Here is a 13,007-nt window from a genome sequence, read left to right as displayed (position 1 = left end):
CCGAGCGTGAGTGAATCCGTGACCCAATACGAAGATGGTGCCGTCGTCGACGGCGTGCACTACCACCAGTTCGACATCGTGATCGTGGGCGCCGGCGGCGCCGGCATGCGCGCGGCGATCGAGGCGGGCCCCAAGGCCAAGACCGCCGTGATCTCGAAGCTCTACCCCACCCGGTCCCACACCGGCGCGGCGCAGGGCGGCATGGCCGCCGCCCTCGCCAACGTCGAGGAGGACAACTGGGAGTGGCACACCTTCGACACCGTCAAGGGCGGCGACTACCTCGTCGACCAGGACGCGGCGGAGATCCTCGCCAAGGAGGCCATCGACGCGGTCATCGACCTCGAGAACATGGGCCTGCCGTTCAACCGCACGCCCGAGGGCAAGATCGACCAGCGCCGCTTCGGCGGGCACACCCGCGACCACGGCAAGGCGCCCGTGCGCCGAGCCTGCTACGCGGCCGACCGCACCGGTCACATGATCCTGCAGACGCTGTTCCAGAACTGCGTCAAGCTCGGCATCAACTTCTTCAACGAGTTCTATGTGCTCGACCTCGTGATGACGAAGGTCGACGGGGTCGACAAGCCCTCCGGCGTCGTGGCGTTCGAGCTCAAGACCGGTGAGATCCACGTCTTCCAGGCCAAGGCCGTGATCTTCGCGACCGGCGGCTTCGGCAAGATCTACAAGACCACTTCGAACGCCCACACCCTCACGGGCGACGGCGTCGGCATCATCTGGCGCAAGGGCCTGCCGCTCGAGGACATGGAGTTCTTCCAGTTCCACCCCACCGGGCTCGCAGGTCTCGGCATCCTCCTCACCGAGGGAGCGCGAGGCGAGGGTGCCATCCTCCGCAACGCCTCGGGCGAGCGCTTCATGGAGCGCTACGCCCCCACCATCAAAGACCTCGCGCCCCGCGACATCGTGGCTAGGTGCATGGTGCAGGAGGTCGCAGAGGGCCGGGGCGCCGGGCCGCACAAGGACTACGTGCTGCTGGACTGCACGCACCTGGGCGCCGAGGTGCTCGAGACCAAGCTCCCCGACATCACCGAATTCGCCCGCACCTACCTGGGCGTCGACCCGGTGGTCGAGCCTGTTCCCGTGATGCCCACCGCGCACTACGCTATGGGCGGCATCCCCACGAACATCAAGGCCGAGGTGCTCTCGGACAACGACACCGTGGTGCCCGGCCTCTACGCCGCCGGCGAGTGCGCCTGCGTGTCGGTGCACGGCTCGAACCGTCTCGGCACCAACTCGCTGCTCGACATCAACGTGTTCGGCAAGCGCTCGGGCAACAACGCCGCGGAGTACGTGCAGACCGTCGACTTCACGCCGCTGCCTCCCGACCCCGCGGGCGCCATCGTGTCGCTCGTGGCTTCGCTGCGGGCCGGCACCGGCACCGAGCGCATCTCCGCGATCCGCAAGGAGCTGCAGGACGAGATGGACAAGAACGCGCAGGTGTTCCGCACCGACGAGTCGCTGGCCCGGGTCACCGAGACCATCCACGGCCTCCGCAACCGGTACCGCAACATCCAGGTGCAGGACAAGGGCAAGCGGTTCAACACCGACCTGCTCGAGGCGATCGAGCTGGGCTTCCTGCTCGACCTCGCCGAGGTGGTCGTGTTCTCGGCGCGCAACCGCCAGGAGTCACGCGGTGGCCACATGCGCGACGACTTCCCGAAGCGCGACGACGACAAGTACATGAAGCACACCATGGCGTACCTCTCGGGTGACCCTCACTCGAGCGACGCCGCCGATCACATCCGGCTCGACTGGAAGCCCGTCGTGATCACGCGCTACCAGCCGATGGAGAGGAAGTACTGATGACCCTGGTCGTTGACGAGGCCCCTGCGGGCGGCCCGGCTCCCGAGGCCCCCATCGAGGCGTTCACCGTGACGCTGATCATCCGCCGATTCGACCCCGACGTGGATTCCGAGCCGAGATGGCAGGACTTCGACGTGCAGATGTTCGCGACCGACCGCATCCTCGACGCGCTGCACAAGATCAAGTGGGAGCAGGACGGGTCGCTGACCTTCCGCCGCTCCTGCGCCCACGGCATCTGCGGGTCGGATGCGATGCGCATCAACGGCCGCAACCGTCTGGCCTGCAAGACGCTCATCAAGGACCTCGACATCACGAAGCCCATCTACGTGGAGGCCATCAAGGGCCTGCCGCTGGAGAAGGACCTCATCGTCGACATGGACCCGTTCTTCGAGTCGTTCCGCGAGGTGCAGCCGTTCCTGCAGTCGAACACGGCGCCGCCGAAGGACAAGGAGCGCATCCAGTCGGTCGCCGACCGCGCCCGCTTCGACGACACCACCAAGTGCATCCTCTGCGCCGCGTGCACCTCGTCGTGCCCCGTGTTCTGGACCGACGGGCAGTACTTCGGGCCCGCCGCGATCGTGAACGCGCACCGGTTCATCTTCGACTCGCGCGACGAGGCGGCCTCGACGCGCCTCGACATCCTGAACGACAAGGAGGGCGTGTGGCGCTGCCGCACGACCTTCAACTGCACGGATGCCTGCCCCCGCGGCATCCAGGTGACGCAGGCCATCGCCGAGGTCAAGCAGGCCATCATGCGCGGCAAGCCGTAGGCTCGGCGGAGTCGACGGAGCCCCAGCCCCTTCGGGGGTTGGGGCTCCGTCGTTTCCGCCCGGGCGCCCTTTTCTCCGTCGTCTCCGGGGTCGACTTCTCCTGCACAGGTGGGGTGACGGAGGGCTCCCTCCCCTGATCTCCTGGCTCGGTCCGGGCTGGGCCGTCGGCGGGGCATCCTGGCGGCATGGAACACTTGGGGCCGCTGCCCGCCGTAGCCGACACCGCAGTGCTGCGCTCACTCGGCCTCAGTGAGAAGCTCCTGTCCCGCGAGGTGCGGACCGGCCGGCTGGTGCGAGTTCGCCACGGGGTGTACGCGCGTCCGGATGCGCCGCGCGAGCAGGTGCGGGCGGCCAGGGTCGGCGGCCGGCTGACCTCGTACTCAGCCCTCCGCGATCGGGGGCTCTGGTGTCCGCCCGGCGACGAACGGCTGCACGTGGCGGTGGGCGCACATGCCCGAGCCTTACGAGATCCGGATTCGGGTGCGCCGCTCGCGCCCCGGGCCGACGTGGTCGTGCACTGGCGTGCGCAGCCATCGCGGCTCTCCCGGCTGCACGAACCGCTGCCTGTGCCGCTCGTCATCCGGCATATGCCAGTCGAACTCGACTCCGCGTTCGTGGTGGCGGTCCTCGACTCGGCACTCCGGATCGGGGTCGGCACCACCTGGGAGCTGTCGCGTTCGTTCGAGGGCGCACCCCGGTTGGTCCGGGCACTGGCACGAGTCGATCCGCGCGCCGAGTCCGGCGTCGAGTCCGTCGCGCGCTGCCGCCTGCTCGAAGCACGGCTGGAAGTACGCCCGCAGGTGCGGATCGGCCGGTACCGCGTGGATCTGCTCGTGGGCGACCGGGTGGTGGTGGAGATCGACGGAAGGGAGTTCCACGATGATCCTGCCGCGTTCGAGCGGGATCGACGGCGGGCCGCCGAACTGACGCGACTGGGGTACCGCGTGCTGCACTTCAGCTACTCTCAGGTGCTCTTCGACTGGGCCTCGTGCCTGGCGGCCGTCCGTGCCGCCCTCGTGCTGTGAGGCCCGGGTGCAGACGACGGAGCCTCGCTGGGAACAGGAGCCTCTGGTCCGTCGTTTCCCACCGGCCGGCGATTTCCCCGCCGACTTCTCCGGGAAGCAGCCGGGCGGGAAGGGGGCGGGCGTGACAGGCTGGGAACATGAGCGAGGTGCGTGGGAAGTCGGGCTCCGGCAGCGGGAACACGGCGGTCGACGACGACAGGGCCACCACGAAGGTCGCGGCGGGTGCGCCTCCGGCGATCGAGGTGGCGAAGAAGGACGAGGGGCCCGAGAAGCCGCCCACCGGCATCGCGAAGCTGATCGCGTGGGTGATGCAGCTCAAGCCGGTGCGGGTGTTCCTGAGGTTCGGCGCGAGTGGCGGCGAGATCATGGCCTCAGGGATGTCGTTCCAGGCCGTCTTCGCCATCTTCGCGGGCATCTGGGTGGGCTTCTCGATCTTCGGGATCGTGCTCGCCGGCAACCCGGCGCTGCTCGACTCGATCGTGGCGCAGCTCGGCAACGCCATCCCGGGCCTGATCGGCGAGGGCGGTGCGATCGATCCGGACGCCCTGATGGAGGCGAGGATTCTCGGCTGGACCGGAGCCATCGCCCTCGTGGGGTTGATCCTGACCGCGATCGGCTGGCTTGCGTCGACGCGGGACTCCATCCGGCGCCTGTTCGTGCTGGAGCCGCCGAAGACCCTGTTCATCCTGCTCAAGGTGAAAGATCTCGGCCTGGCACTCACCTTCGGTGTGGCCATCGTGCTGTCGGCCGTCGTGAGCCTCGTGAGCAACCAGGGCCTCTCCTTCGCCTTCGGCCTGCTGGGGATCGACACCCGCTCCCCCTTCGCCCTCTTCGTGGCGTGGCTCGTGGGCGTGCTCGTGGTGTTCGTGTTCGACTCGCTCGTGCTGGCGGGCGCCTTCCGGGTGCTCTCGGGCGTGAAGATCCCGAAGAAGCGGCTGTTCGCCGGTGCCGCCATCGGTGGTGCGGCGCTCGGCGTGCTGAAGATCCTCGGCACGCAGCTGCTCGGCGGAGCGACGTCGAACCCGCTGCTGGCGTCCTTCGCGGTGATCATCGGCATCATGATCTTCCTCAACCTCGTCTGCCGGGTCATCCTGATCTCGGCGACCTGGATCGCGGTCGGCATGGACGACGCAGGGATCGACCCCCGCTCGCTCAGCCCCGAGGAGATCGAGAACGACAGGGAACGCCGCGTGGCGGAAGCCCGCGACGTGCTGGTGTCTGCCGAGCGGGAGCGCCTGCAGGAGCAGATGGCGAAGACGAGCGGCCTGCAACGCCGTCGCCTGCGCAAGAAGCTCGAGAAGCTCGACGACCTCGACCAGGCCGAGAAGGTGGAGCTGGCCAAGAAGCGCTGAGCGGCACGCAGTCGTGCACCCGTGTCGCGCACGACTTCAGTTGTCGAATAGAGTGTGACCCGACGACGTTCTGGGGGACGGCGATGGGGGAAGACACGATGGAAACACGCGCTCGAACGCGCCTGCGCACTGCACTCCGCACGATCGCGGTCGCGGTGGCTCTCGCCGGTCTCACGGGTTCCGGCGGTATCGCCGCTGCCGGAGCAGCCGCCTTGCCCGAGCCCGTCTCCGTGGCACGGTTCGATGTGGTCGTCCCCGCCGAGGGGGTCTCCGCCTGGATCGATGTGGAATCGGGCGGCACCCAGGCATCCGCGCTCAGCCTCGTGATCGAGCAGGCCTCGACAGCGGGCGTGCCGGTCTCGCCCACGAGCTTCGGCGCGGGAGCTGTCGTGCCCGTGACCCCTGGGGCCACGTCCGTCTACGTGAGCTCCACGATCGCCATCACTCCCGACGTCTCGATCACGGTCGTCGACGCCTCCGGCGTGGTGCTGGCAGTCGTCGGGGCGCAGGTCCCCCTCTCGGCCAACCCCGACACCGATCCGGGAACGATCCCCGGCGACGGAGAGCCTGTCCCCTCCGACATCACCGACCCGGGCACTTCTCGCCCGGCCGGTTCGCGCGGCGGCGACCTCGCCGACACGGGGGCAGCGGTCGCTCCCTTCGTCGTGCTGGCTCTCCTGCTCGCCGCCGGCGGCGCACTGATGCTGGCGCGAACGCGCCGCACCGGCGAGAGGAGCACGCGATGAAGCGGCTCTCTCTGCTCGCGTCCGCCACCGCAGCCGCTGTGGTCGCGGGCTCCGTCCTCGGCACGGGAGGCCTCGCGGCGAGTGCCGCCGCCGCGTCCCCCGTACCTCCGGCGGCGACGGCCGGGTACACCGCGATCGCCCCGTCGGTCCCCGTGGTCGACTCGCAGCTGTCCGTGGGCAGCACCCTGGGCTCGGATCCGGTGCAGATCGATGTCACGCCCGGCACACCCACCGGCCCCGCCCCGGCCTCGGCACTCGTGCGCCTCACCGGTCTCGAGCCCGCCGCCGCCACAGCCGTCTCCGCATCCGGCGCCGAAGCGCTGCGTCTCTCCGCCGGCGCTTCCGGCAGCACGACCGTGCTCGTTCCGCTCACCGGGGACGGCTCCTTCGCGCTGCAGGCCACGACGCCGGTCGACGTGCGCGTCGAGACCATCGCCGTCTTCGCGTCGGCTGCCCAGCTGCCCGGCTCGCTCGTGGCACTGCCGATGCCCGTGCTCCGCACCCCGCAGGAGGGCCCGCTCCCCCTCGGCGCGACGGGCGTCAGCATCGGCGTGGTCGGCCTCGGCGGTGTGCCGAGCACCGATGTCCGCGGAGTGTTCGTGACCGCGGCCGTGCACGGCGACAGCACGGCATCCGGAACCCTCGAGCTCGGCGGACTCGCGCTCCCGGTGCGCGGCGGCGACACCATCTCCACGATCGCCTTCCCCGACGCCGACGGTGACATCTCGATCTCGGGTCCGGAGTCGCTGTCGATCGCCCTCACCGTGCGCGGCTACATGGGCGACGCCCCGCAGGGCCCACTCGGCGAGATCCTGCCCGCGAACGTCGCCGGCAGCCTGGTCCCCGCCCCCGCATCCGATCCGCAACGGGTGAAGGTGTCTGCAGGCGCCCCTTCCCCGGTCTCCACCGCCGGACTCGCGGAAGCCGCCCACGCACTCGCGCTGGTCTGGGCCGCAGGCGCCCCGGAGCGCAGCGCACTCACCCCCGACACCGGGGCGTCCGGTCGCAGCAACGGCGTCCTCGTCGACGGCGCGGCGGGTGCCGCTCCTCAGCTCGTGCTCCTCGGGGAGGACTCGGCTCTGTCGACCAAGCGCGGTTCGTTCACCGCCGGCGCCGTCGTTGTCGCGGGCATCCTCGGTGAAGCCACCACGGCATCCGACGAACTGGCGGTCACCGTGACCAGTCACGGATCCGGCGATCGGGTCGACCTCGCTGAGACCGGCGGTGTGATCGCCCTCGAGGGCGGCCTGAAGGTCGACGGCGGCACCATCGCCACGGTCACCGTGCGCTCCGGTGACACCCTGATCGGCTCGGCGGCCGTGCGCCAGACTCCGGAGGGAACCTCCTGGAGCCTCGACACCGCCGTCCCCACCTCGGGCGAACGGACTTTCGAGGTGGTCGCCACGGATCGCGACGGCACGACGGCGCGCACGAGCATCGACCTCGACGTGGTGCTGCCGGACGAGGGCGAGACAGTGATCGTCGACGACGTGCAGATCCTCGACGATCCGGTCGCCATCGCGGTCACGGCCGTGACCGCCGACACGGTGGTCGTGGTCTGCGACCTCACGGTGGGTGCCGGCGACTACCTCGTCGCCTCTGCCATCCCGAATGCTCCTCAGGGCTTCCTGCGGAAGATCGTGGCCGTCGACCGCACGGCGACGGGCACGGTGCTGCACACCGAGTCCGCCGTCATCACAGACGTCGTCGTGCAGGCGAAGGCCGATCAGGAGTTCCAGCTCGGCGCAGGTGAGACCCCGACGGCCGTGGTCGAGGTCACGGAGGCGGCGGCTGCCGGAGTCGACGAGATCGTCGCCGGTGACGGCCTCGCGGCCTGGGTCGACGACACGGCCGTCGACGACACGGACATGGTCGAGCTCACGGACGGCGAGGAGATCACGGAGGGCGGGTCCGCCGAGGGCGACCGCCCGGCCGCGTCGTCGCTCGAAAGCCGTTCCGCCACCGCAGGGAAGGCCGTTCCCTCGGTCGTGGGCGGGGAGGTCTCTGCCTCCAAGACCATGAGCAGTGCGATCAAGCTCGGCTACATGAAGGAGTCGGACAGCACCGAGGACTCCTCGAAGACCGACGGCAAGAAGACCAAGGCGAAGGTCAAGGTCGAGGGCGGCTTCTACCTCGAAGCCTCGCAGTCGACGACGGCGACGCTCTCGATCTCGGCGGAGGTCTGGGTCACCTGGTCGTGGGCGATCCCGAAGCCGCACCTGAACTTCGAGACGTCGTTCACACTCTCGAGTGAGGTGAAGAGCGAGATCGCGATCTACCTCGAAGCCTCCGTCTCACAGTCGCTCAAGAAGTTCGAACGCGACATCGCCAAGTACTACTTCCCGGGCATCACGGTGTATCTCGGCATTCCCGTCTACGTCAGCCCGAGCGTGTCGCTCGCGCTCACGGGTTCGGTCACCGCGACGGCCAACCTGCAGTACTCCATGTCCGAGAAGGTCGAGAAGAAGATCGGCGTGCAGTGCCTCGACGGCACGTGCACGAAGATCGACGAGGCTCCGAGCGGCACCAAGGGCGACCCCCAGATCGCGACCTACGACGACGAGGTGACGGGCGGGGGTGCGCTCGACGCGTCATTCGGCCCCAGGTTCTCGGCGTCGGCGCTCCTGTATGGCGCGGCCGGACCGGAGGTGTCGATGTCGTTCCTGCTGGGCGCATCCGTGTCGGTCGAAGGCAGCTCGGCGGGCACGCTCACGGCCGCAGTCGAGGTCTACGTGAAGATCGCCGCAGGGCTCGCCCTGGTGGTCGAGGTGCCGGTGTTCAACATCACCCTCCTGGACTGGACGCTCGGCGAGGTCACCTACAAGTTCGTACTGCTGAAGCTCAGCAAGACCTTCGGGGTGACGCCGGACACCGATCCGCCGGTAGACGGCGGCTCGGGCGGGGGCTCGTCCGGGCCGGTCCCGGGGGAGGACGGCGGCGGCACGGTCCGTGAGGCCATCGACCTGATGTTCGTCATCGACACCACGGGTTCGATGGGCAGCTACATCTCGGCTGCCGTCGACAACGCCCGCACCATCGCCGGCAAGCTCGCCTCGACAGCGAAGAGCGCCAGGGTGGGGCTCGTGGAGTACCGCGATTACGGAGACGAGTTCATCGCCCGCACGGTGCAGCCGCTCACGAGCGATCTCGCCTCGCTCGACTCGGCGCTGTCGACGCTCTACGCCTCGGGCGGCGGCGACCTCCCCGAAGCCGTCTACTCGGGCGTGGCCACGGCCCTCACCGAGGAGTGGCGTTCCTCGGCCGCGCGCGCCATGGTCGTGATGGGCGATGCACCCTCGCACGATCCCGAGGTGCACACGGCCTTCACGGGAGCTCAGATCGCCGGCTTCCTGGCGGGCACCGCCTCGGTCTGTCAGAACGGCGCCGGCAACATCATCGGTGGACCAGCGCTGCCCGTCTGCCCCGGAACCGAGGGCCTGGCCGGCGAGGGCACGGGCGGCGGCGTCTCAGCCCTCTCCGGGGCCGTCCCGCTCGCCGAGGCCACGGGTCTCCCGGTCGGACTCTACGGGCTGAGCTCTGACGGCCAGCTCACCGAGCAGCTGAACCCGCTCGCCGCGGCGAGCGGCGGCACCGTCGCCGACATCTCGGGCGCCTCCGAGGTCGGCGACGAGATCATCGCCGCGATCGAGGATGCGAGCACCGCTCCGAGTCCTCACGTCGCCTGGTCGGGTGCGGTCGTTCCCGGAGTCGCCACCTCGTTCGACGCGAGCGCCAGCCTCTACGAGGGCGCGTCGCCGGTCTATTCGTTCGACTTCGGCGACGGCACCGCCGTGGTGTCCGGCAGCGAGTCCGTCGTGCCGCACGTCTACGAGGCCGAAGGCGAGTACACGATCACGCTCACCGTCACCGACGAGCGCGGTCGCGCTTCCGTCGCCACGGCGACCGTCGTGGTGAGCGAGGCCGAGGTCGCTTGGACGGAGTTCGACGTCACCGCCGACCGCGCCGATGTGGTGCAGGGCGAGGCGATCACGGTGAGCGCATCCGGACTCGCCCCGGGAACCGTCGTCTCCTTCACGTGGGCGGCGGCGGAGGGCCGTTACTCCGCGGTCGTCGACGCCGAGGGTCTGCTCCGCCTGCGCGTGACGGTGCCGCCCGGCACGCCGCCAGGCGCCCTCGCCTTCCGGCTCGAGGCGCCGGCCGTCGCGGGCTTCGCCACGGGGTCCGTGACCGTGCTGGCCGCAGCGACCGTCTGCGCGGTCTGAGCGGTCCCGCCGAGGGCCACCGGCACCGCGCTCGGTGTCGGTGGCCGCCGGTAAGCTTGCCGCATGCCCCGCAAGCCCCTCAGAGTCGCATCCGTCAACGTCAACGGCGTCCGTGCCGCGTTCCGGAAGGGCATGGGCGAGTGGCTGGAGAAGCGTGACGTCGACATCCTGGCCCTGCAGGAGGTGCGCGCCGCCACGGAAGACCTGGAGAACCTCCTCGGCCCCGAGTGGAACATCCTGCACGATCCCGCCACGGCGAAGGGCCGGGCCGGTGTGGCCATCGCGAGCCGCGATGCCGCGTCGATCCACCGGGTGGTGCTCGGGCCCGACGAGTTCGACAGCGCCGGGCGCTGGCTCGAGGCCGACTACGAGTGGGAGGGCCAGGTGGTCACCGTGGTGTCGGCCTACGTGCACTCCGGCGAGGTCGGCACGCCCAAGCAGGTCGAGAAGATCAGATTCCTCGACGCCATGCTCGAGCGCCTGCCCGCCATGCAGGCGCACAGCCCGCTCGCGCTCGTGGTGGGCGACCTCAACGTGGGCCACCGCACCCTCGACATCAAGAACTGGAAGGGCAACCAGAAGAAGGCCGGGTTCCTGCCCGAGGAGCGCGCCTACTTCGACAGGATCGTGGGAGCCGAGGGCGAGGAGGGCTACAACGCCGGAGCCGGACTCGGCTGGGTCGACCTGGGCCGCCGCTTCGCCGGTGAGGTGGAGGGGCCCTACACGTGGTGGTCGCAGCGGGGCAAGGCCTTCGACACCGACACGGGCTGGCGCATCGACTACCAGCTCGCCACCCCCGAACTCGCCGCCACCGCCACCTCGTACACCATCGACAAGGCCGATGCGTGGGACACCAGGTGGAGTGACCACGCCCCCGTCGTCGTCGACTACGCACTCTGAACCAGGAACCGCACCCCATGAACGAACCGAAGCCCCGCCTGCTCTCCGGCATGCAGCCCTCCGCCGACTCCCTGCACCTCGGCAACTACATCGGCGCCCTGCTCAGCTGGAAAGAGCTTCAGCAGAGCCACGACGCCTTCTTCTTCCTGGCCGATCTGCACGCCATCACGGTGCCGCAGGATCCCGAGGCGCTCCGCACCAACACCCGCCGCACGGCCGCGCAGTACATCGCCGCCGGCATCGACCCCTCGGCCTCCACGCTGTTCGTGCAGTCGCACGTGCCGGCCCACGCCGAGCTCGCCTGGGTGCTCAACACCCTCACCGGGTTCGGCGAGGCCGCCCGGATGACGCAGTTCAAAGACAAGTCGGCCAAGCAGGGCCAGGAGGCCGCCTCGGTGGGCCTGTTCACCTATCCCATCCTGCAGGCCGCCGACATCCTGCTCTATCAGCCGCACGAGGTGCCGGTGGGTGAGGATCAGCGCCAGCACATCGAGCTCACCCGTGACCTCGCGGGCCGCTTCAACTCCCGCTTCGGCGAGACCTTCCGCATTCCGCGGCCGTACATCCTCAAGGAGACGGCCAAGATCTTCGATCTGCAGAACCCCACGGCCAAGATGTCGAAGTCGTCGGAGTCGACGGCCGGCATCGTGTGGCTGCTCGACGAGCCCGCGGTGAGCGCGAAGAAGATCATGCGCGCGGTCACGGATGCCGACGGCGAGGTGCGCTTCGACCGCGAGGCCAAGCCGGGGCTGGCCAACCTGCTCACGGTCTTCTCCATGCTCTCCGGCCGGAGCGTCGACGACGTGGTGGCCGAGTTCGCAGGCGGCGGCTACGGCACGCTCAAGAAGGCGCTGGCCGAGGTGATCGCCGAGACGCTCGGCCCGATCCGCGCCCGCACCCTCGAGCTGCTCGACGACCCGGCCGAGCTCGACCGGCTGCTCGCCGTGAACGCCGACCGCGCGAACGCGGTGGCCGAGGAGACCCTCGCCACGGTGTACGACCGCGTCGGGCTCCTCCCCCGCCGCCGCTGACGGCACCCGGTCCGCGTCAGCGGAGGTCGCTCGAGGCTCCCACGATCTCCTCGCGCACGCGGCGGAGATCCTCGAGGAGCGAGCCGATCAGGATCCAGTGGGTCGGGTCGGGCGCGATGGTCTGCAGCGGCGCCGTGAGCGTGAGCTCGTCCTCGCCGAGCGACTCCTCCTCGTCGACCGGCAGGTTCGAGTGCTGCATCACGAGTCGGAGGTCGTGGGCGGCCCGCCGGAGCTCCTCGCCGATGGCCCGCGCCGTCGGCTCGCGGTGCAGCGTGTCGTCGAAGCGGTCGTTGAGCGCCCTGGCCATGCCGAGCACGCGGGTGACCACGATCACGAGCATCGCGAGCAGCTCCCGATCCGAGTCGATCTGCTCGCGGTGGTTGGAGCGCCGCGGATTGAAGCGGAGGCTCTCGACCGCCGCTGTGATGGCCGCGTCGGCCTTGGCCTGCATGGGCCGGAGCAGCCGCGCCTCCACGAGCAGCCCCGAGCGGTAGGCCTCGTCGGTGGGCCCGCTCAGCACGGCGGCAAGGCCGTCCATGGTGGCCGCGACCTCGCGTCCGAGCGCCGCGATCGCCTCGTGCGCGGGCTGCAGGGCGATGGGCGGCACGATCAGCCAGTTGATGAAGATGCCGATCAGTGCCCCCAGCACCGTCTCGATGATCCGCGCGATCGCGTAGTCGGGCGTCTGCGCCCCGAGCGCCAGCACGAGCATCGCGCTGATCGGGATCTGCACCGTGGAGGACTGCGGGAACCGCAGCGCCCAGCCCACGAGCAGCGACACGGCGATGGCCACCAGGATGACCCACCCGGCGGAGCCGAGCACGAGCGCCGAGAGGTATGCCACCACCACGCCCACGATCACGCCGATCGACCGCTCGATGCCGCGGCTGAGCGACTGATTGACGCTCGGCTGCACCACGATGATCGCGGCGATCGCGCCGAACACCGGCACCTGGCCCGGCGCCACGAACGAGCACACGATCCAGGCGAGCACGGCGGCCGCTGCGGTCTTCAGCACCTGCAGCAGGGGCGTGCGGGCGGTCTGGAACGCCCGGGCGGGTGCGAGCGTGCGGCGGAGCGCCGAGGCCAGGCGCGCGCCGGCCCCCGGCTTGCCCTTCGAGCTCGCGGCGTGGCTGGTCACC

9 protein-coding genes are annotated in these 13,007 nt (G+C 69.9%); 8 read left to right on the top strand and 1 reads right to left on the bottom strand.

The genetic code is table 11. The features are described 5' to 3' along the window. Window positions 1–18: 18 nt before the first annotated feature. From sdhA to trpS, 8 genes are all read left to right on the top strand, one after another. The gene (gene sdhA / locus N1028_RS06480; protein WP_259526052.1) at window positions 19–1,818 is read left to right on the top strand and encodes a succinate dehydrogenase flavoprotein subunit; all 1,800 of its coding nucleotides are present in this window, start codon (window positions 19–21) and stop codon (window positions 1,816–1,818) included. Further along, the gene (locus tag N1028_RS06475; RefSeq protein WP_259526050.1) at window positions 1,818–2,588 is read left to right on the top strand and encodes a succinate dehydrogenase iron-sulfur subunit; all 771 of its coding nucleotides are present in this window, start codon (window positions 1,818–1,820) and stop codon (window positions 2,586–2,588) included. Before sdhA ends, N1028_RS06475 begins: the two co-directional genes overlap by 1 nt. A 185-nt stretch (window positions 2,589–2,773) precedes the next feature. Then, a complete protein-coding gene (locus tag N1028_RS06470) occupies window positions 2,774–3,613 on the top strand; it encodes a PDDEXK-like endonuclease domain-containing protein (RefSeq protein WP_259526049.1) in 840 nt (279 codons plus the stop codon). 137 nt (window positions 3,614–3,750) lie between these two features. After that, window positions 3,751–4,965, top strand: coding sequence for a YhjD/YihY/BrkB family envelope integrity protein (locus N1028_RS06465; protein WP_259526047.1), 1,215 nt, complete (start codon window positions 3,751–3,753; stop codon window positions 4,963–4,965). A 98-nt stretch (window positions 4,966–5,063) separates the two neighbouring features. Next, window positions 5,064–5,711 (top strand): hypothetical protein, encoded by a 648-nt coding sequence (locus N1028_RS06460; RefSeq protein WP_259526045.1) that lies wholly within the window; start codon window positions 5,064–5,066, stop codon window positions 5,709–5,711. Further along, window positions 5,708–9,934: a PKD domain-containing protein gene (locus N1028_RS06455; protein ID WP_259526044.1), complete on the top strand. Its 4,227-nt coding sequence runs from the start codon at window positions 5,708–5,710 to the stop codon at window positions 9,932–9,934. The genes N1028_RS06460 and N1028_RS06455 overlap by 4 nt, the downstream gene beginning before the upstream one ends. A gap of 63 nt (window positions 9,935–9,997) precedes the next feature. After that, window positions 9,998–10,834 (top strand): exodeoxyribonuclease III, encoded by an 837-nt coding sequence (locus N1028_RS06450; protein WP_259526043.1) that lies wholly within the window; start codon window positions 9,998–10,000, stop codon window positions 10,832–10,834. 17 nt (window positions 10,835–10,851) lie between these two features. Further along, on the top strand, window positions 10,852–11,865 hold the full coding sequence (gene trpS, locus N1028_RS06445; RefSeq protein ID WP_259526041.1) for a tryptophan--tRNA ligase: 1,014 nt from the start codon (window positions 10,852–10,854) through the stop codon (window positions 11,863–11,865). A 16-nt stretch (window positions 11,866–11,881) separates the two neighbouring features. Here trpS and N1028_RS06440 read toward each other — a convergent pair whose 3' ends face one another. Continuing rightward, window positions 11,882–13,006: an FUSC family protein gene (locus N1028_RS06440; RefSeq protein ID WP_259526039.1), complete on the bottom strand. Its 1,125-nt coding sequence runs from the start codon at window positions 13,004–13,006 to the stop codon at window positions 11,882–11,884. Between the last annotated feature and the right edge of the window lies 1 nt (window position 13,007).

This window comes from Herbiconiux oxytropis (assembly GCF_024979315.1).
GTDB lineage: Bacteria > Actinomycetota > Actinomycetes > Actinomycetales > Microbacteriaceae > Herbiconiux > Herbiconiux oxytropis.
The sequence above is the reverse complement of the archived record's forward strand: the minus strand, read 5'-3'. Positions and strand labels throughout refer to the sequence as shown.